Source organism: Streptomyces alboflavus (genome assembly GCF_000716675.1).
Taxonomy (GTDB): Bacteria; Actinomycetota; Actinomycetes; order Streptomycetales; family Streptomycetaceae; genus Streptomyces; species Streptomyces alboflavus.
Map to the genome: position 1 here is coordinate 13,575 of NZ_JNXT01000080.1, position 18,309 is coordinate 31,883.

Annotated in this window: 18 protein-coding genes; 6 read left to right on the plus strand and 12 right to left on the minus strand. The window is 72.4% G+C overall.

Features of this window, described 5'->3' with window-relative positions; genetic code table 11:
• The first annotated feature begins 11 nt into the window (after nt 1-11).
• Nucleotides 12-458, plus strand: a complete 447-nt coding sequence (locus tag OO63_RS37310; RefSeq protein ID WP_030357324.1) for a DUF3093 domain-containing protein — start codon at nt 12-14, stop codon at nt 456-458.
• 110 nt (nt 459-568) lie between these two features.
• Here OO63_RS37310 and OO63_RS37315 read toward each other — a convergent pair whose 3' ends face one another.
• The 4 genes from OO63_RS37315 to OO63_RS37330 form a co-directional block, all read right to left on the minus strand.
• A complete protein-coding gene (locus OO63_RS37315; RefSeq protein ID WP_078619605.1) occupies nt 569-1,594 on the minus strand; it encodes a hypothetical protein in 1,026 nt (341 codons plus the stop codon).
• 13 nt (nt 1,595-1,607) lie between these two features.
• Nucleotides 1,608-1,904, minus strand: coding sequence for a DUF4193 domain-containing protein (locus OO63_RS37320; protein ID WP_030357326.1), 297 nt, complete (start codon nt 1,902-1,904; stop codon nt 1,608-1,610).
• Between the two features lie 393 nt (nt 1,905-2,297).
• Complete coding sequence (locus tag OO63_RS37325) at nt 2,298-3,545, minus strand: sensor histidine kinase (protein WP_030357327.1); 1,248 nt, start codon at nt 3,543-3,545, stop codon at nt 2,298-2,300.
• A gap of 5 nt (nt 3,546-3,550) precedes the next feature.
• A complete protein-coding gene (locus OO63_RS37330; RefSeq protein WP_030357328.1) occupies nt 3,551-4,204 on the minus strand; it encodes a response regulator transcription factor in 654 nt (217 codons plus the stop codon).
• A gap of 316 nt (nt 4,205-4,520) precedes the next feature.
• On the opposite strand from OO63_RS37330, the gene OO63_RS46180 reads away from it, so the two are divergent.
• Nucleotides 4,521-4,694: a hypothetical protein gene (locus tag OO63_RS46180; protein ID WP_169786659.1), complete on the plus strand. Its 174-nt coding sequence runs from the start codon at nt 4,521-4,523 to the stop codon at nt 4,692-4,694.
• A gap of 181 nt (nt 4,695-4,875) precedes the next feature.
• Here the strand turns inward: OO63_RS46180 and OO63_RS37335 are convergent, their stop codons facing one another.
• Nucleotides 4,876-5,691, minus strand: a complete 816-nt coding sequence (locus OO63_RS37335; RefSeq protein WP_030357329.1) for an inositol monophosphatase family protein — start codon at nt 5,689-5,691, stop codon at nt 4,876-4,878.
• A gap of 21 nt (nt 5,692-5,712) precedes the next feature.
• Nucleotides 5,713-6,840: a ferrochelatase gene (locus OO63_RS37340; RefSeq protein WP_030357330.1), complete on the minus strand. Its 1,128-nt coding sequence runs from the start codon at nt 6,838-6,840 to the stop codon at nt 5,713-5,715.
• Between the two features lie 163 nt (nt 6,841-7,003).
• Here OO63_RS37340 and OO63_RS37345 point away from each other — a divergent pair, with 163 nt between their 5' ends.
• Together OO63_RS37345 and OO63_RS37350 are read left to right on the plus strand one after the other, a co-directional pair.
• Entirely contained in the window at nt 7,004-8,278 is a 1,275-nt protein-coding gene (locus OO63_RS37345; RefSeq protein ID WP_033264829.1) for an MFS transporter, read from the plus strand.
• Nucleotides 8,202-9,557 (plus strand): D-arabinono-1,4-lactone oxidase, encoded by a 1,356-nt coding sequence (locus tag OO63_RS37350; RefSeq protein WP_199819461.1) that lies wholly within the window; start codon nt 8,202-8,204, stop codon nt 9,555-9,557. The genes OO63_RS37345 and OO63_RS37350 overlap by 77 nt, the downstream gene beginning before the upstream one ends.
• A gap of 18 nt (nt 9,558-9,575) precedes the next feature.
• On the opposite strand, the gene OO63_RS37355 is transcribed toward OO63_RS37350, so the two are convergent.
• The gene (locus OO63_RS37355) at nt 9,576-10,859 is read right to left on the minus strand and encodes a hypothetical protein (protein ID WP_051811573.1); all 1,284 of its coding nucleotides are present in this window, start codon (nt 10,857-10,859) and stop codon (nt 9,576-9,578) included.
• Nucleotides 10,860-11,358: 499 nt separating this feature from the next.
• Between OO63_RS37355 and sepH the strand changes: the two genes are divergently transcribed.
• Complete coding sequence (sepH, locus tag OO63_RS37360) at nt 11,359-12,423, plus strand: septation protein SepH (RefSeq protein WP_030357334.1); 1,065 nt, start codon at nt 11,359-11,361, stop codon at nt 12,421-12,423.
• A gap of 231 nt (nt 12,424-12,654) precedes the next feature.
• Here the strand turns inward: sepH and OO63_RS37365 are convergent, their stop codons facing one another.
• The gene (locus tag OO63_RS37365) at nt 12,655-13,509 is read right to left on the minus strand and encodes a sulfurtransferase (RefSeq protein ID WP_030357335.1); all 855 of its coding nucleotides are present in this window, start codon (nt 13,507-13,509) and stop codon (nt 12,655-12,657) included.
• A gap of 431 nt (nt 13,510-13,940) precedes the next feature.
• Between OO63_RS37365 and OO63_RS37370 the strand changes: the two genes are divergently transcribed.
• Entirely contained in the window at nt 13,941-14,756 is an 816-nt protein-coding gene (locus OO63_RS37370) for a VOC family protein (RefSeq protein ID WP_030357336.1), read from the plus strand.
• 4 nt (nt 14,757-14,760) lie between these two features.
• On the opposite strand, the gene OO63_RS37375 is transcribed toward OO63_RS37370, so the two are convergent.
• From OO63_RS37375 to OO63_RS37390, 4 genes are all read right to left on the minus strand, one after another.
• Nucleotides 14,761-15,420, minus strand: a complete 660-nt coding sequence (locus OO63_RS37375) for a thymidine kinase (protein WP_030357337.1) — start codon at nt 15,418-15,420, stop codon at nt 14,761-14,763.
• Between the two features lie 92 nt (nt 15,421-15,512).
• Complete coding sequence (locus OO63_RS37380; RefSeq protein WP_030357338.1) at nt 15,513-16,700, minus strand: alkaline phosphatase family protein; 1,188 nt, start codon at nt 16,698-16,700, stop codon at nt 15,513-15,515.
• Entirely contained in the window at nt 16,700-17,296 is a 597-nt protein-coding gene (locus OO63_RS37385) for a DUF5998 family protein (protein WP_030357339.1), read from the minus strand. Before OO63_RS37385 ends, OO63_RS37380 begins: the two co-directional genes overlap by 1 nt.
• Before the next feature lie 118 nt (nt 17,297-17,414).
• Nucleotides 17,415-18,309, minus strand: an 895-nt coding sequence (locus OO63_RS37390; protein ID WP_033264830.1) for an acetate--CoA ligase family protein, incomplete at its 5' end; no start/stop codon positions are given.

Sequence of the window (18,309 nt, forward strand, 5' to 3'; positions counted from 1 at the left end):
AGCTTGGCTTCATGCAGCCTTACGAAGAACGCCTGACCGCGCCCCGTTCGTGGTGGCTCGTCTCGGTCCTCGTCGGTGTCGCGGCGGGCCTGACGATGCTCCCGCTCGGCACCCTGCCGCTCCTCGGCGGCCTGGTCGGCGGGACGGCCCTGGCGGCGGTCCTCACCAGCACCTACGGCGCGGTGCGGATCCGTGTCGTGGCGGGCTCCCTGGTCGCGGGCGACGCGAAGATCCCGGTGACGGCGCTGGGGGCGGCCGAGCCCCTGGACGAGGCCGAGGCCCGCGCCTGGCGGACCTACAAGGCGGATCCGCGGGCGTTCATGGTGCTGCGCAGCTACATCCCTACGGCACTGCGGGTAGAGGTGACGGACCCCGATGACCCCACTCCGTACGTGTATCTGTCGACGCGGAACCCCGAGGGCCTGGCGGCGGCCCTGAACGCCGTACGCGCGGCGTAGCGCACCGGGTCCCTCGACGGGCCCTGTCCCCCGCCCGACGGGCCCCTGTCCCCCGCCGTGGCGGCGTCCGGCCCCGAGCGGCCCTCCTGGAGCGCCGCGGGCCAGGGACTTCAGCCCCCGAGCTCCTTGGGCTTGTGCCCGAGCCGCAGCGGGTCGACGGGGGCCTCCAGGGGCGGCAGGCCCTCGAGCGCGTCCCACGGCACCTGGGTCCGGCGCAGGTCCGTCCGCACGCGCTCGGCGACCTTCTTGGTGTCCCTGCGGTTCATCACGGCGCCGACCGCCGCGCCCACCATGAAGGGCAGCAGGTTCGGCAGGTTGCGCACCATCCGCTTCATGATCTGCTGGCGCAGTTCACGCTTCATGTGGCTGCCGAGGGCCGCGTTGATCGACGCGGGCTTGACCACGTCGATGCCGCGCTCCTCGGTCCAGGCGCGCAGATACGCGGCGCTGCGCTCCTTGAGGTTGCCCTCGGGCCGGCGGCCGTAGACCTCGTGCAGCTCCGCGATGAGCTTCAGCTCTATGGCCGCGACGCCGGTGATCTCGGCGGCCAGCTCGGCGGGCATGGCGGGCGGCACGGGCAGCATCGCCGCCGCGCCGACTCCGGCGCCCACCGTGGAGGTCGCGTTCGCCGCCCCGGCGATGAGCTTGTCCGCGAGCTGCTCGGGGCCGAGGCCCGGGAACTGCTTGCGGAGCGTCGCCAGGTCGCGGACCGGGACCCGCGGGGCGTTCTCGATGATCCGGTCGGCGAGATAGCCGATGCCGGCCTTGGCGCTGCGCCCACCGCGGCGCACGCCGTTCTTCAGTCCGGTCGTGACGGCGGTGAGGCGGCGGCCCTTGCCTCGGGCCCCCTGCTCGTCCGTCTCCGTGCCTTCCCCGTCGAACTCCCTGTCCGCCGCTGCGAGAGCGGCCGTCTCCGGCACTGCCAGGGCGGAACCGCGCACCAGCGCGGGAACCGCCTCGTAAGCCGCCTCAGCGGCGTCCTGTGCCCCTGTGGCGCCGTCGCCGTGCGACGAGGTGCCGGCAGGGTCGAGCGAGGCCTCAGGGCCCCGCTCGGCCTCCGACGCGCGCTCGGGCGCGTCCACGTCCGCTCCCTGGTCCTGGAAGCGGTGCTTCCTGGGCGGGGTCGAGCCTGTCACGGCCGACCCCGCTTCAGTCGCAGTCGCGGCAGATCGGCTGGCCGTTCTTCTCCCGGGCCAGCTGGCTGCGGTGGTGCACCAGGAAGCAGCTCATGCACGTGAACTCGTCCTGCTGCTTGGGGAGCACGCGCACGGCGAGCTCCTCGTTGGACAGGTCCGCGCCGGGCAGCTCCAGGCCTTCCGCGGCCTCGAACTCGTCGACGTCTACCGACGACGTCGACTTGTCGTTCCGCCGGGCCTTCAGCTCCTCGATGCTGTCCTCGTTGACGTCATCGTCGGTCTTGCGTGGGGTGTCGTAGTCCGTTGCCATGTCGCTCTCCCCCTCTGGGTGTCTGCGGTGTCTCAGCGCACGTAACGCGTGAGAGGCCGGACTTGTGCCCGACCTGAGGCGGAGATTTTGCCTCACATCAAGGTCTGTTACTCAATCGACACCCAACCGCACCCCTGAAGAGGTGATCGGTTTGGATGGCGATCGGGACCGTACACGGTCCGAATGTCGCACTTCACGGGCGCCACCCCGAGTACTTCCCGTGATCAAGACCCCCGAAAACCCGGATTTTCCCGGCTTTCCGGCGACTTCGACGGTCACGGAGAGTAGATGGCCGAAAAATCGCTCCTGTGATCGATCACACAGGAATCCTCGGAGATCAGGTCCCGAAAATTCCGCGTAAAGCGAACATCCTGGCGCTTGTGCGGCAGCATCTCAGATCGGCAGGGTGACTCGCATCACGAGCCCACCCCCCTCGCGCGGCTCCGCGATGATACGGCCCCCGTGGGCCCGCGCCACCGACCGGGCGATGGACAGGCCGAGACCGACCCCCTTGTCGCTGCCGGTGCGCTCGGTGCGCAGGCGCCGGAAGGGCTCGAAGAGGCTGTCGATCTCGTACGCGGGCACCACGGGGCCGGTGTTGGTCACCACGAGGACGGCCTGGCCGTGCTGGGCCTCCGTGGTCACCTCCACCCACCCCTCCTCCTTCACGTTGTAGCGCACGGCGTTCTGCACGAGGTTCAGCGCGATGCGCTCCAGGAGCACGCCGTTGCCCTGCACGACCGCCGGGCCCCGCTCGCCGCGGATCTGCACGCCCTTGTCGTCGGCCTCGGACAGCGCCTGGTCGACGGCGCGGTCGGCGACCTCCGCGAGGTCCACGGGCTTGCGCTCCACGATCTGGTTGTCGCTGCGGGCGAGCAGCAGCAGGCCCTCCACGAGCTGCTCGCTGCGCTCGTTGGTGGCGAGCAGGGTCTTGCCTAGCTGCTGCAGCTCCACGGGTGCGCCGGGGTCGGACAGGTGCACCTCAAGGAGGGTGCGGTTGATCGCCAGGGGTGTGCGCAGCTCGTGCGAGGCGTTGCCGACGAAGCGCTGCTGGGCCGTGAACGCGCGCTGGAGCCGCTCCAGCATCTCGTCGAAGGTGTCCGACAGCTCCTTCAGCTCGTCGTCCGGGCCGTCCAGCTCGATGCGGCGGGACAGGTCCGAGCCCGCCACCGCGCGCGCGGTGCGGGTGATCCGGCCGAGCGGGGACAGCACACGGCCCGCCATCGCGTAGCCGAAGGCGAAGGCGATGACCGCGAGGCCGAGCAGAGCGAGGAGCGAGCGGCTGAGCAGGTTGTCCAGGGCGACCTGGCGCTGGTGGTCGGTGCAGGCGCTGATCGCGGCGTTGAACTCGGGGATCGTCATGCTGCCCGAGGAGGCCTGCGGGCAGTTGTCGCTGGTCACCCGGATCTCCCGGGCACTCACGATCTTGAAGAGGGGTTCGTTGCCGGTGTTCAGGGCCTGTGCGGCGAGGAGGTAGATGATCGAGAGCAGCAAGATGCCCGCGATCAGGAACATCCCGCCGTACAGCAGCGTGAGCCGTATCCGGATGGTCGGGCGCAGCCACGGGAAGGGTGCGTCGATCTTCCTCGGGTCCCAGGTGGGCTTCGGGGGCGCCCCTGGGGGCGCGGGCGTCGCGGCCACCGCGTTCAGATCCGGTAGCCGGAGCCCGGCACCGTCACGATGACGGCGGGCTCGCCGAGCTTGCGGCGCAGGGTCATGACGGTCACCCGGACGACGTTCGTGAACGGGTCCGTGTTCTCGTCCCAGGCCTTCTCCAGGAGCTGCTCCGCGGAGACGACGGCACCCTCGCTGCGCAGCAGCACCTCCAGGACCGCGAACTCCTTGGGCGCCAGCTGGATCTCCCTGCCGTCGCGGAACACCTCACGGCGGTTCGGGTCGAGCTTGATGCCGGCGCGCTCCAGGACGGGCGGCAGCGGCACGCTGGTGCGCCGTCCGAGGGCGCGCACCCGGGCGGTGAGCTCGCTGAACGCGAAGGGCTTGGGGAGATAGTCGTCCGCGCCGATCTCCAGGCCCTCGACGCGGTCGCTGACGTCGCCGGACGCGGTGAGCATCAGGACGCGCGTCGGCATGCCGAGCTCGACGATCTTGCGGCAGACGTCGTCGCCGTGGACGACGGGCAGGTCGCGGTCCAGGACGACGACGTCGTAGTCGTTCACGCCGATGCGTTCCAGGGCGGCCGCGCCGTCGTACACGACGTCGACTGCCATGGCCTCCCGGCGCAGTCCGGTGGCCACCGCATCGGCGAGCAGCTGCTCGTCCTCGACGACGAGTACGCGCACGTCGCTTGTCCTTCCTCTGTGCCCCGCGCGCGGACGCGCCAGGGCAGGCCTGTACATGGAGTGAGACCTCCATCCTGCCCCTTTCGGCCATAAACCGGCTGTAAGGCGGCCTCGGGCCCCGGGAATACGGGATTTTCTGCTCCGGTTGAGGTTTCCGTCGAAGGGGGCGGGGGGAGGACGGCCTTACACCCGCGATCACGCTTCGTATGTGGCACGCCACGACCTGCTTCACGCAGCGGGCGCCGGACGTGATCGCCCCTTCTCCACGGCACACCCCCGTGCCACCGACCCACGACCCAGCCGAGGGGGCGCAACCATGGACGCATTCACCGCAGGTCTCCTGCAGCGCATAAAGACCACGGAGTCCGACCTCACGCGGGCCCGCGAGACAGGCGACGACTTCCTGGCCGAGGTGGAACTGGCCGAGCTGGAGGATCTGCACCGCCTGGCAGCCGAGCACGGCGTGGAGGTCGCCGCCCCGACCCACTGACCGACACACGGACCGGGATGTCTCCAGCGTCCGGTCCGGGCCGCACGCGACAGGGCCCCGACACCTTCCAGGAGGTGTCGGGGCCCAGTCGTGCGTCCGGTCGCCGAGCTCCGGGCACGGGGCTCCGGGGCCGGGCGCCCCGGCTCACCCACCTCACCGATACCGGCCCGACCGGACCGGGTCAGTCGTGCCAGGCGCCGAGGTCGTCGAGGAGGGCCTGGAGGGGCTCGAAGAGGCCGGGCGGACCCGCCACCGTCAGCTCGCCCGAGAGGGGCTCTCCGGGGCGGCCGCCGGTCAGGGCGCCCGCCTCCCGGGCGATGAGGTCACCGGCCGCGAAGTCCCAGGGGTTCAGGCCCCGTTCGTAGTACGCGTCCAGGCGGCCCGCCGCCACGTCGCACAGGTCGATGGCCGCCGAACCGGCCCGCCGGATGTCCCGCACGCGCGGCAGCAGGTGCCGGGCCACCTCGGCCTGGTGGGCGCGCCGCTCGGCGACGTACCCGAAGCCCGTGCCGATGAGGGCCTGCTCGAACGGGGGCGCCGGGCGGACCCGGGCGGTCCTGTCGCCGACGTACGCGCCCTGCCCGAGGACCGCGCGGAACGTCTCGCCGCGCACGGGCGCGTGGACGACGCCGACCAGGGTCTCGCCGTCCTTGCGGGCGGCGATCGACACCGCCCAGTCCGGGCGGCCGTACAGGTAGTTCACGGTGCCGTCGATGGGGTCGACGACCCACTGGACGCCGCTGGTGCCCGCGGAGCTCGCGCCCTCCTCGCCGAGCACGCCGTCGTCGGGCCTGCGCTCGGCGAAGAAGTCCGTGATCAGCTTCTCGGAGGCGATGTCCATCTCGGTGACGACGTCGACGGCGCTGCTCTTGGTAGCGGCGACGCCGAGGTCGGCCGGACGGCCGTCGCGCAGCAGGTCGCCGGCGCGGGTCGCGGCTTCCAGGGCGACGGCGAGCAGTTCGGCCTTGAGCCGGTCATCGGGGGCGGGGGCGGTCACGGTGCTCCTCGGTGCGGCGTACTAGGCGAACGGGCTGTCGGCGCCCGCGGCGGCGGGCTTGGGGGCGCGGGCCGGGCAGCAGCCCACGGGGCACAGGTCGTGGCTCGCGCCGAGGGCGCCCAGGGCGCAGGGCGTCACCGGGCGCCCGCTCTCGGTGGCGGCGCGCTCCAGGACCAGCTCGCGGACGGCGGCGGTGAACCGCGGGTCGGCGCCGACGGTGGCCGAGCGGCGCACCGGCAGGCCGAGCTCCGCGGCCTTCGCCGTGGCCTCGGTGTCGAGGTCGTACAGGACCTCCATGTGGTCCGACACGAAGCCGATCGGGACCATGACCACGGCCGGGGCACCGGCCTCGTGCCGCTCCTCCAGGTGGTCGCAGATGTCGGGCTCGAGCCAGGGGATGTGGGGGGCGCCGCTGCGCGACTGGTAGACGAGCTGCCAGGGGCGGTCGACGCCGGTCTCCGCGCGGACCGCGTCGGCGATCAGGGCCGCCACGTCCAGGTGCTGGCGCACGTACGCGCCGCCGTCGCCGTGGGTCTCGGCGGGGCCGGAGGTGTCGGCCGCGGCGGTGGGGATGGAGTGCGTCGTGAAGGCCAGGTGCGCGCCGTCACGCACGTCCTCGGGGAGGTCGGCCAGGGACCTCAGGACGCCGTCGATCATGGGGCGCACGAAGCCGGGGTGGTTGAAGTAGTGCCGGAGCTTGTCCACGCGGGGCACGGCGAGGCCCTCGTCCCTGAGGGTGGCCAGGGCGGCCGCGAGGTCTTCGCGGTACTGCCTGCAGCCCGAGTACGACGCGTACGCGCTGGTGGCGAGGACCAGGACGCGGCGGCGGCCGTCCTGGACCAACTCGCGCAGGGTGTCCGTCAGATACGGCGCCCAGTTGCGATTGCCCCAGTACACCGGCAGGTCGAGGCCGTGGTCCGCGAAGTCCTTGCGCAGGGCGTCGAGGAGGGTGCGGTTCTGATCGTTGATGGGGCTCACGCCGCCGAACAGGAAGTAGTGCTGCCCCACCTCCTTCAGGCGCTCCTTGGGGATGCCGCGGCCACGCGTCACGTTCTCCAGGAACGGGACGACGTCGTCCGGCCCCTCGGGGCCGCCGAACGAGAGCAGCAGCAAGGCGTCATAGGGAGTGGGATCCAGCGCTTCGGACATGTATTTGATCCTGCCACTCGCCACTGACAGCGGTGAAACCGCCACCCGGCGGCCCGGAAAACACGGTGCGCCCACGCCCCGGCGGCCGTAAGCTGTATCGGCCATCTTCACGCCTTACCGGAGTCCGCTGTTCGAGCGCTCCGCCGCCCCCGCGGAGTCCCACGTGCCGAGCCCCTACCGCGCCATATTCGCCGCCCCCGGCTCGAAGGGGTTCTCCGTCGCGGGCTTCCTCGGTCGGATGCCGCTGTCGATGATGGGCATCGGCATCGTGACGATGATCTCCCAGCTCACCGGGCGGTACGGCCTCGCGGGCGCGCTGTCGGCCACCGTCGCGCTGTCCGCCGCGGCGATCGGCCCGCAGATCTCCCGGCTCGTGGACCGGCACGGCCAGCGGCGGGTGCTCCGGCCTGCGACCCTGGTGTCGTTGGTCGCGGTGTCGGGGCTGCTGCTCGCCGCGAAGTTCGAGACGCCGGACTGGACGCTGTTCGTCTGCGCCGCGTTCGTCGGCTGCGTGCCGAGCGTGGGGTCGATGGTCCGCTCCCGCTGGGCGGCGCTGTACCGCGACACCCCGCAGCTGCACACGGCGTACTCCTTCGAGTCCGTCGTGGACGAGGTCTGCTTCATCTTCGGGCCGATCATCTCGATCGGCCTGTCCACGGCCTGGTTCCCCGAGGCCGGTCCGCTGCTCGCGGGCGCCTTCCTCGCCGTCGGCGTCTTCTGGCTCACGGCGCAGCGGGCGACCGAGCCGGTGCCGCATCCGCGCGAACACCACACCGGGGGCTCGGCGTTGCGCTCCGGAGGGCTGCAGGTCCTGGTCGCCACGTTCGTCGCGACCGGCGCGATCTTCGGCGCGGTCGACGTGGTCACGGTGGCGTTCGCCGAGGACGAGGGCCACAAGGGCGCCGCGAGTCTGGTGCTCGCCGTCTACGCGCTCGGCTCGTGCCTGGCGGGCGTCGGCTTCGGTCTACTGCACTTCAAGGGGGCTCCCGCACGCCGGTGGCTGCTGGGTGTCTGCGCGATGGCCGTGAGTATGATCCCGCTTCAACTGGTCGGGAATCTTCCGTTTCTGGCCGCGGCGCTCTTCGTCGCGGGCCTGTCCATCGCGCCGACGATGATCACGACAATGGCCCTCGTCGAACAGCACGTACCACGCGCGAAGCTGACCGAGGGCATGACCTGGGTCAGCACGGGACTCGCCGTCGGTGTGGCGCTCGGCTCCGCCATGGCCGGCTGGGTGATCGACGCAGCGGGCTCGCGCGCGGGGTACGCGGTCCCGGGGGTGTCCGGGGCGGTCGCGGTGGTGGTGGGATTCCTGGGGTATCGCCGGCTGCAACGGCCGGTTCCGCGACGGGGAGGGACCCATGAGCACGGGAACGGGCAGGGGCACGGGAGCGGGAACGGCAGCGATCGGCTCACGAAGGCCGACGACGTGGCGTAACTGGGCGGGCACGGTCGCCTCGCGGCCCGCGCGCGAGGCGACGCCCGCCTCGGTCGACGAGCTCGTCGCCGCGATCCGCGGGGCCCGCGAGGACGGCCTGAAGGTCAAGCCCGTCGGCACCGGCCACTCCTTCACGGCCGCCGCCGCGACCGACGGCCTCCTGGTGCGGCCCGACCTCCTCACCGGCATCAGGAACATCGACCGCGCGGCCGGAACCGTCACCGTGGAGGCGGGCACGCCCCTCAAGCGCCTGAACACCGCGCTCGCCCGCGAGGGCCTGTCGCTGACGAACATGGGCGACATCATGGAGCAGACGGTGTCCGGCGCCGTCAGCACCGGGACGCACGGCACCGGCCGCGACTCGGCCTCGATCGCCGCCCAGATCACCGCGCTCGAGCTGGTGACCGCCGACGGCCGCGTCCTGACCTGCTCCAAGGACGAGCACCCCGACGTCTTCGCCGCGGCCCGCGTCGGACTCGGCGCGCTCGGCGTCATCAGCGCGATCACGTTCTCCGTAGAGCCCATCTTCTTCCTCCAGGCCCGCGAGGAACCGATGACCTTCAACCAGGTCACCGCCGAGTTCGACCAGCTGGCCACCGAGAACGAGCACTTCGAGTTCTACTGGTTCCCCCACACGGGCAACTGCAACACCAAACGCAACAACCGCAGCGTCGGCCCGGCCGCTCCCCCGAACGCGATCAGCGCCTTCGTAGAGGACGAACTCCTCTCCAACGGCCTCTTCCAGGTCGCCAATTCGCTCGGCAGGGCCCTGCCCGCCACCATCCCCACCATCGCGAAGCTCAGCAGCAAGGCCCTGTCGGCCCGGACCTACACCGACATCCCGTACAAGGTCTTCACCAGCCCGCGCCGGGTGCGCTTCGTCGAGATGGAGTACGCCGTCCCGCGCGCGGCCCTGGTCGAGACCCTGCGCGAGCTGAAGTCGATGATCGAGCGGTCACCGCTGCGCGTCAGCTTCCCCGTGGAGGTGCGCACCGCCCCCGCCGACGACATCACGCTCTCGACGGCCTCGGGCCGCGACAGCGCGTACATCGCCGTCCACCTCTACAAGGGCACGCCCATGCGCCGGTACTTCAGCGCCGCGGAGGAGATCTTCACCGCCCACGAGGGGCGGCCCCACTGGGGCAAGCTCCACACCCGCGACGCCGCGTACCTGGCCAAGGCCTATCCGCGCTTCGGCGAGTTCACCGCCCTGCGCGACCGGCTCGACCCGGACCGCCTGTTCGCCAACCCCTATCTGCGGCGGGTCCTCGGCGACTGACGCGGCCCACCCCGCGGGTCACTGCTCCGGCGCCTGCTGCTGCTCCTGTACGTCGCCGTTCCCGTTGCCGTTGCCGGTGCCGCCGCCGCTCGACGGGGTCGGCGTGGGCGTCGGTGTCGGCGTGGGGGTGGGGGTGGGCTTCGGGTCGGGCTTCGACCCGTCGTCCTTGCCCGTGCCACTGCCGGTGTCGGTGTCGCCGTCGCCCTTGTCCGCGCCGGAGCCGTCCCCGGAGCCGTTGCCCGAGCCGGTGCCGTCACCGGGCGAGGGCTTGCCCGACGGGTCCGTGGACGGGTCGTCGCCCTGCTGCGAGCCGTCGTCCGGCCCGGACGTGCCGTCGTCCGACTGCTTCCCGGGGTCGTCGGTGGTCGGCTCGTCGCCCTTCTTCGACGAGGAACCGCTGTTGGAGAAGGCGTCCCGGATGGTGGTGCTCTTGTCGTCACCGCTGAAGCTCTTGCCGCTCACCAGCTCGTACGTGGTGATCCCGGCGAGCGAGACCCCGAAGACCAGGGCGGCGGCGACCAACGGCCGCTTCCAGCTGCGCACGCGCGTGCGGTGCGTAGTCCCTTCGGAGAAGTCGTCCGAGGGGAACGGGGGGTCGACGGGGGCGGGACCGCCAGGTGGCAGGGGGCCGACGGGTCCGGCGGAGGCGGCGTGCCCGACGGGGCCCGCGTGGCCCAGGGGGCCGGCTTGGCGCAGGACGCGGGTGTGCTGGTCGTGCGGCAGGACCTGGGTGGCGTCCGCGGAGCCGTCCACGGAGCCGAGCAGCTGGGTCCGCTCGGGGTCGGTTCCGGCCACGGGGAGCGCCGTCGTGGGGTCGGCGGGGTCGACGGCCGGGAGCGCCGCGGTGGGGTCGGCCGGGTGGACGGTCGGGAGCGCCGCCGTGGGATCCGCGGGGAGCGCCGTCGTCGGGTCGGCGTCCGGGACGGCCCTTCCCCACGTCGTGGTGACCGGACCGCCGCCCATGTGGGCCCGCGCCTGGAACGTCTCCGGCACCGGCGTGGCCTGCGTCACCGGGACCTGCTGGGCCTTCGGCTTGGCCTGCACCGCGACGTCACGTATCTGCTCGCCCGTACGCGAGAAGAAGTGCTGGAAGACCGTGCCTCCGCAGGTGGCGATGCCACTCACCACACCGGCGCCGAGGATCGTTCCGTAGACGCCGAAGGAGGAGGCGAGCTTGGCGGCCACGACGGCCGCCACGGCGCTCCCCGCCACCTGCGGCACACTCAGCTCGAACCGCTTCTTCTCCGACTCACCCTCCGTCGTGTCCGTCGACTCCCCGCCGGTTTCCGGCTTTTCACGCATCTGCGGACCTTGCCTGCCTTTCTCGACTTCACGCATGACTTACGCATTCACGTATGAGCTACGCGAGGTACATGAGAAAGGGACGTACGCCCGAAGCGAATAGTTCCGTTTTTGGCTTTTTCGTGAAGAGCGCCACGCGCGCGCGGGGGACTCACGGCATCGGCTGACGCCAACTCCCTTCCCCCACGAGAAGTTCGGCGGCGTGCCGGTCCACCCGGGTGGCCCGAATGGAGTAGTGTTGCGAGCCCTGGGTCCGGTCTCCAGCCAGGGTGCCCGGGGCCAGCCAGGACCGCCGGGAGGGGGATCGCTGCACAGGGTGATCGAGTTGGTCACTTAGCGTTGCGAATCGGTAACCGTGCCATAACGGCGATCCAGGGCCCATGCCCGACACGCCGGGCAACTCGGCAAGGTTGTGGCAGGCTGCACCCGGGCAGGCCACACTCGACTAGCGGAAGCAGCGACGCACGTGACGTCGGCAGGCACCACCCGGGAGGTCCCCATGCCCGAACTGCGTGTCGTGGCCGTCAGCAACGACGGCACACGGCTGGTGCTGAAAGCTGCGGACAGCACGGAGTACACGCTTCCGATCGACGAACGGCTGCGCGCCGCCGTGCGCGGCGACCGCCCGCGACTCGGACAGATCGAGATCGAGGTGGAGAGCCACCTCCGCCCCCGCGACATCCAGGCCCGTATACGTGCCGGTGCCAGCGCGGAAGAGGTCGCCTCGCTCGCCGGAATCCCCGTCGACCGCGTCCGCCGCTTCGAGGGCCCCGTGCTCGCCGAGCGCGCCTTCATGGCCGAGCGGGCCCGGAAGACCCCCGTGCGCCGTCCCGGCGAGAACACCGGACCCCAGCTCGGCGAGGCCGTCCAGGAGCGACTGCTGCTGCGCGGCGCCGACAAGGAGACCGTCCAGTGGGACTCCTGGCGCCGCGACGACGGCACCTGGGAGGTCCTGCTCGTCTACCGCGTCGCGACCGAGCCGCACTCCGCGAGCTGGACGTACGACCCGCCCCGGCGGCTCGTCCAGGCCGTCGACGACGAGGCCCGCGCCCTGATCGGCGAGACCGACGACATCGCGGCACCCGAGCCCAGCTTCCCGTTCGTGCCGCGCATCGCCCGGCTCCCCCGGGACCGGCCGCTCGACCGCGCCCTGGAGCGTCCCGGCGGACCCGCGCCCGAGACCGACCAGGAGCCGGCCGCTCCCGCCGCCGTCGCCGAGCAGGAACGCGACTCGCTCACCAGCCTCCTGGAGGCCGTGCCGAGCTTCCGCGGCGACATGGTCGTCCCCGAGCGTCCCGCCGCGGCACCCGCCGAACTGCCGTCCGCACCGGCGGAGGAGCCCGAGCAGGAGCCGGAGGCCGAGGAGCCGCCCGCGACCGCCGCGTCGGCCGGTTCCGCGTACGCGGACGTCCTGATGCCGCGCGCCGTGGCCAGCCACCGCGACCGCCTCGTCGGCTCCACGGACCGCCAGGCCGAGGCCGACGGCGTCCGCCCCGGCCGCCGCGCCGCCGTGCCGAGCTGGGACGAGATCGTGTTCGGCACCCGGCGCAAGAAGCAGGAGTAGCGGCGCCCGGCAGGATCGACCGGCGCGGGGCACACACGAAATCAGCCCGCGTACGCCGGTCCGAGCGACCGAGAGCATGGTGAAGGGCCTGTACGCGACATGCGTACAGGCCCTTCACTCGTCCACCACAACTCGCTCCGGGCGGCGCCCGCGCACAGCGAAGGACTCACCGCGCGCGACGGCCGCGCAGCGAACGCGCCAGGCCTCCTCGGTCCGGCCCGCTGCGCCGCGCTACTGCGGATCGGGCCCCGTCGCCACCGGACGCTCCGGGTCCGACGACCACTCCGACCACGACCCGACGTACAGCGTCGCCGGGACGCCCGCCACCGCGAGGGCGAGGACCTGGTGGGCCCCGGAGACGCCTGAGCCGCAGTACACGCCGACCTCCGAAGTGCCGGACGCCCCCAGGGACTTGAAGCGGGCCGCCAGCTCGTCCGCGGGGAGGAAGCGGCCGTCCGCCGCGACGTTCTCCGTGGTGGGCGCCGAGACCGCGCCGGGGATGTGGCCGCCGACGCGGTCGATGGGCTCCACGTCGCCGCGATAGCGCTCCGCGGCGCGGGCGTCCAGGAGCAGGCCGGAGCGGGCCAGGGCCGCCGCGCCGTCCGCGTCCACGCGGCCCACGGACTCCGGGACCGGCGTGAACGTGCCCGCGACCGGCGCGGTCACCTCGCCGGACTCCAGCTCCCCGGTCCACGCGGCCAGCCCGCCGTCCAGGACCCGCACCTCGGGGTGACCCGTCCAGCGCAGCAGCCACCAGGCACGCGCGGCGGCCCAGCCCTGCCCGCCGTCGTACACGACGACCGGCCGGTCCGCCGAGACCCCGGCCGCCCGCATGACCGCGCCGAAGCGCTCGACATCCGGAAGCGGGTGCCTGCCCCCGGGGCCCGCCGCGCCCGCGAGGTCCGCGTCGAGGTCGACGAAGACCGCCCCGGGGACGTGCCCGGCCGCGTACTCGGCCCGCCCGTCGAAGGGCGGCTCCCCGGCCGCCTTGGCCGTACTCAATTGCCAACGGATGTCGAGCAGCACTGGCGGGTTCTCGCCCGCCAAGTCGCTCGCGAGTTCGGAAGCGGAGATGATGGCATTCATGGGCCCCATCCTTGCGCACGGGGTGGCCGCCGCGCTCAGCTCCGGATACCCTGCTCGGCCGGACCACGCCCGGACACGCGGCGTACGGAGACGGGCACGCCGCGTACCGCAGATGGACACAACCCTGCAATCGCGCGTTAACGGATGAGAAATGGCAAATCGGGCATCCTCCGCGAGGGAGCCCGCGAGCGCGGCGCGGCCGGGGCGCGCCAGGCACCAGGTGATGCGAGCATCTGCACGGGCGGGCATACGCACGGCGAAAGCACGTGCGTTCGGACAGCGAATCGAAGCGGAATCGAAGCGGAGTGGCATCGGCTGGGCGACGACGGACGACAGCTAACGGACAACAGGTGTCAGAACTCGAACTCTGTTGGCCGTGATCCGTCGCCGCCGGGCTGTCGAAGTCACGAGGGCCCGAGGAGAGAGTGACGATGACCGAGGCACGGTGCCCGGACGACGGACGCGCCGAGGGCGCGCGGTGCACACCCGGCACGCCCTGCTGGGTGAGCCTGATGGCGCACGACCTGGCTGCGACCCAGGAGTTCTACGCGGCGCTTTTCGGCTGGACCTACGAGCCCGGGCCGCAGCAGCTCGGCCCCTACGTGCGGGCGATGCTCGACGGCTGCGAGGTGGCGGGAATCGGACAACTGCCGGCCGACCGCCATCTGCCCATCGCGTGGACCCCGTACCTGGCGTCGGACGACGCGGGCGAGGCCGCCGAGATGGTGCGGCACTGCGGCGGCACGGTCGGCGTGGGGCCGCTGGACGCGGGCGAAGCCGGACGCATGGCGATCGCGTCGGACCCCGCGGGGGCGGTGTTCGGCATCTGGCAGGCGTCGTCGCACCGGGGCACGGCGGTCGCGGGCGTGCCGGGCACGCCGACCTGGAACGAGCTCCTGACGCGCGAGACCGAGGAGGTCGCGAAGTTCTACCAGATGCTGTTCGGCTACACCGAAAAAGCGGCCACAAGCCCGGGGTTGGACTATCTGACCCTGCGCCTCGACGACCTCCCGGTGGCCTCGGTGCGCGGTGTCGGGCAGGAACTGCCGGGCGACCGGGGCGCGCACTGGATGACGTACTTCGAAGCGGCGGACGTGGACGCGTCGGCGGAGCGGGTGGTCGAGCTCGGCGGCCATGTGATCAGCCCCGCGCAGGACGGTCGGTACGGGCGGATCGCGACGGTCGCCGACCCCGAGGGCGCGGTCTTCACGCTCATCCGCTCGGAGCATCCGCGCGCCAGCGGCTAGGTCCCTAGGACCGCTCCAGGGTGTCGACCGGCAGTACGTCGGGGGACAGCGCGCCCGCGCGCGCGGAGGCCGCCGTCATGCGGCGCCGGTAGTGACGGCGGCACAGCACCTCGTAGCCCACTTCGCCGGACGCCTGGTTCACGTCGCCGACGACGATCTGGGCTCCCTCGACGACCATCTGGCCGCCTATGGTGCGGGCGTTGTGCGTGGCGCGGGCGCCGCACCAGCACAGGGCCTCGACCTGGAGGACCTCGACGCGGTCGGCGAGCTCGACCAGGCGCTGGGAGCCGGGGAACAGCTTGGAGCGGAAGTCCGTGGTGATGCCGAACGCGAAGACGTCCACGCCCAGATCGTCGACCACGCGCGCGAGCTGGTCGATCTGCTCCGGCGCGAGGAACTGCGCCTCGTCGGCGATCACGTAGTCGGCGCGGGCGCCGCGCGAGAGGTGGTCGACGAGGTACGCGTAGATGTCGAGGTCGTCGGCCACCTCGATGGCCTCCGTGACCAGGCCGAGCCGCGAGGAGAGCTTGCCCTCCCCCGCCCGGTCGTTGCGCGCGAAGATCATGCCCTGCAGACCGCGTGCCGAGCGGTTGTGCTCGATCTGCAGCGCGAGGGTGCTCTTCCCGCAGTCCATCGTTCCGGAGAAGAACACCAGCTCAGGCATGGGGGGTTGAGCGCCTTTCGGTGGGTGCGCGAGGAGGTGCGCGGGGGCGTACGAGAAGGGGTGCCGTCCGTGACGTACACGTCAAGAAGCAGCTAGGAGCGTACTTCGAGGAGCGGTACGAGTTGTTCGGCGGGGGTCATCGAGCCGTGGTTGCCGACCATCGCGGACTCCCTGGGCTCCCGCTGGGAGGCGGTGATGAGGACATCGGCGTGGGCGGCGGCGACGACGTCCCCGATGCGTCCGTGGACGCGTTCGTCGACGCGCGGGCCGAACCAGCCCGCCGCGATCGCCTCGTCCCGGCTCGCCACCCAGAACTGCTCGCCGAGCACCTCGCGCCAGACGGTGAGGACGTCGGCCTCGGCGCCCGGCACCGCGTAGACGTGCCGGGCGCGGCCCTCGCCGCCGAGCAGGGCGACTCCGGCGCGCAGCTCCCAGTCCTCGTCGAAGTCGATGCGGGAGGCGTCGTCGAAGGGGATGTCGAGCATGCCGTGGTCGGCGGTGACGTACAGGGCGCTGCGCGGCGGGAGCTGCTCGGCGAGGCGCTGCACGAGCCGGTCGACGTACATCAGCTGGCCGCGCCAGGCGTCGGAGTCGACGCCGAAGCGGTGGCCCTTGCCGTCGACTTCGGCGTAGTACGTGTAGACCAGGGTGCGGTCGGCGGCGGCGAGCTGCTCGGCGGCGAGGTCCATGCGGTCCTCGCCGGAGAGGCGGCCGCGGAAGGTGCCACCACTGAGGGCGATCTTGGTGAGCGGGGTGTGCTCGAAGGTCGGCGAGGACACCTGAGCGGTGTGGATGCCCGCGTCGTGGGCGCGCTGGAAGATCGTCGGGTACGGCTGCCAGGCGTGCGGGTCGGTCCAGGGCTTCCAGCGGAGCTGGTTCATCAGCTCGCCGCTGTCGGGGTTGCGGACCGTGTAGCCGGGCAGGCCGTGGGCGCCGGGCGGCAGGCCGGTGCCGACGGAGGCCAGGGAGGTCGCCGTGGTGGCGGGGAAGCCCGCGGTGATGGGCCGGCCGGTGCCGCCGCGCGAGGAGGCGAGCAGCGAGGTCAGGAACGGGGCTTCGGCGGCGTGGTCGCGCAGCTGCTCCCAGCCGAGGCCATCGATAAGGAAGACGCAGTTCCGGTCGGCCGGGGCCAGCTCCGGGATGAGCGGGGCGAAGCCGTCCACCTCCTGGTGGGCGACCAGGGTGGGCAGCACGTCGGCGAGCGATCCCGTGCCGTACGCGGGCAGGGGTGCGGAGTCGAGGGCGAGCGGCTGGATGTCGTCCCAGGCTGGATGCCCCATCAGCGGCTGGTGTCCGTGCCCGCCGCGGTGGCCTCGGAGAGTGCCTGGGCGAACGCGAGGGTCTGGCGGACGGTGTCCGGGCCGTCCCCGGCCTCGCTGACGCGCAGGCTGAGGTCGTCGGCCGTGGAGCTGCCGGTGTAGCCGTGGTCGGCCTCGCAGTTGGGGTCGCCGCAGGCGGCGGGCTCCAGGTCGATGCGGGAGACGGCGCCCCAGCCAATGGTCAGGACGACCTCGCGGGGCAGGGATCCCGGTACGTACTTCTCCGGGTTGGCGACGACGCGGCTGACGACCACGGACGAGATCCGGCCGATCTTCACGGACTCGGTGGAGGTGGTGGCGTACGGCGTCGGGGACGTGGAGTCGGCCGCCTGCTCGTCGGTGTGGCTGACGATGAAGCGGGTGTCCGTGAGCACGAGGACCGTCACGTGGCGGCGGACCTCGTTCGCGTCGAACGTGGTCTCCTGGTGGACCAGATACGACCCGATGGTCTCGCCGCCGATCGCGGCCTCCACCGCCTCGGCCACGAGGGCCGGGTAGTAGCCGCTGCGCTCGATCGCCGCGCGCAGCCCCTGGGTCGTCGTACCGGTCTTTGCCATGCCGTCCATCCTACGGCCCGGCGCCTGGCCCAAGGTGCCCAGTGGCCGCCCGGGCACCCCTTGTGTGCCCTCGTCGGCCACGCGCGCGGGGCGTCGGCGGGTCCACGGGCGCCCGCCGTCAGTACGCGGGCAGGGTGCGCGGGCCCAGGTCGTCGCGGGCGGGCGGCGGGGCGAGACGCACGGACGCGCTGAGCACGGAGAGACCCTCCTGTGCGACGACCACCGGCTCCAGTGAGACGGTGACCACTTCGGGGTGGTCGTCGACAAGCCGCGAGAGGCGCATCAGGAGCTCTTCGAGGGCGGGGGTGTCCACGGGGGCCGAGCCGCGCCAGCCGAACAGGAGCGGGGCCGTCCGGATCGATCGGACGAGGTTGCCCGCCTCCCGGTCGGTGACCGGAATCAGCCGGTGGGCGGTGTCGCCGAGCAGCTCCGAGGCCGCTCCGGCGAGCCCGAAGGACAGCACGGCGCCGGCGACGGGGTCGTGGCCCGCGCGCACGACGGTGTCCACGCCGCGGGCCACCATGGCCTGGACGACGGGGCGCAGCTCGGCGGGCCTGCCGAGGGTGTGGGTCAGTTCCCGGTAGGCGCGCCGCAGTTGTTCCTCGTCGGCGAGGTCGAGGCGGACGCCGCCGAGGTCGGGACGGTGGCGCAGGTGGGGTGCGGTGGTCTTGAGGGCGACGGGGTAGCCCGCCTCGCGCGCGGCGCGGACGGCGGTGTCGGCGTCGGGGGCGGGAAGCGCGCGGCGGACGCCGATGCCGTACCGCGCGAGCAGGTCGTGGGCGTCGTCGGCGTCGAGCGTGACGCCGCGGACGTCGTCGGCCTTGGCCAGGAGGCGCTCGATCAGCTCGCCCGCGCCCTGTTCGTCGATGTCGTCGTACTCCGGCACCTTGCCGGGCTCGGCGATGTCGCGCCGCCACTGGGCGTACTTGACGGCTTCGGCGAGCGCGCGGACGGCACGCTCGGCCGCGGGGTAGGCGGGGATGCGGTGGTGGGGCGGGGGGTCGGTCCGGGGG

What these genes read in the sequence shown, in the direction of transcription:
- OO63_RS37355 (WP_051811573.1), bottom strand. Translation starts at nt 10,859, where the DNA reads ATGCGTGAAAAGCCGGAAACCGGCGGGGAGTCGACGGACACGACGGAG.
- OO63_RS37320 (WP_030357326.1), bottom strand. Translation starts at nt 1,904, where the DNA reads ATGGCAACGGACTACGACACCCCACGCAAGACCGACGATGACGTCAAC.
- OO63_RS46180 (WP_169786659.1), top strand. Translation starts at nt 4,521, where the DNA reads ATGGACGCATTCACCGCAGGTCTCCTGCAGCGCATAAAGACCACGGAG.
- OO63_RS37340 (WP_030357330.1), bottom strand. Translation starts at nt 6,840, where the DNA reads ATGTCCGAAGCGCTGGATCCCACTCCCTATGACGCCTTGCTGCTGCTC.
- OO63_RS37385 (WP_030357339.1), bottom strand. Translation starts at nt 17,296, where the DNA reads ATGGCAAAGACCGGTACGACGACCCAGGGGCTGCGCGCGGCGATCGAG.
- sepH (WP_030357334.1), top strand. Translation starts at nt 11,359, where the DNA reads ATGCCCGAACTGCGTGTCGTGGCCGTCAGCAACGACGGCACACGGCTG.
- OO63_RS37350 (WP_199819461.1), top strand. Translation starts at nt 8,202, where the DNA reads ATGAGCACGGGAACGGGCAGGGGCACGGGAGCGGGAACGGCAGCGATC.
- OO63_RS37375 (WP_030357337.1), bottom strand. Translation starts at nt 15,420, where the DNA reads ATGCCTGAGCTGGTGTTCTTCTCCGGAACGATGGACTGCGGGAAGAGC.
- OO63_RS37310 (WP_030357324.1), top strand. Translation starts at nt 12, where the DNA reads ATGCAGCCTTACGAAGAACGCCTGACCGCGCCCCGTTCGTGGTGGCTC.
- OO63_RS37370 (WP_030357336.1), top strand. Translation starts at nt 13,941, where the DNA reads ATGACCGAGGCACGGTGCCCGGACGACGGACGCGCCGAGGGCGCGCGG.
- OO63_RS37365 (WP_030357335.1), bottom strand. Translation starts at nt 13,509, where the DNA reads ATGAATGCCATCATCTCCGCTTCCGAACTCGCGAGCGACTTGGCGGGC.
- OO63_RS37380 (WP_030357338.1), bottom strand. Translation starts at nt 16,700, where the DNA reads ATGGGGCATCCAGCCTGGGACGACATCCAGCCGCTCGCCCTCGACTCC.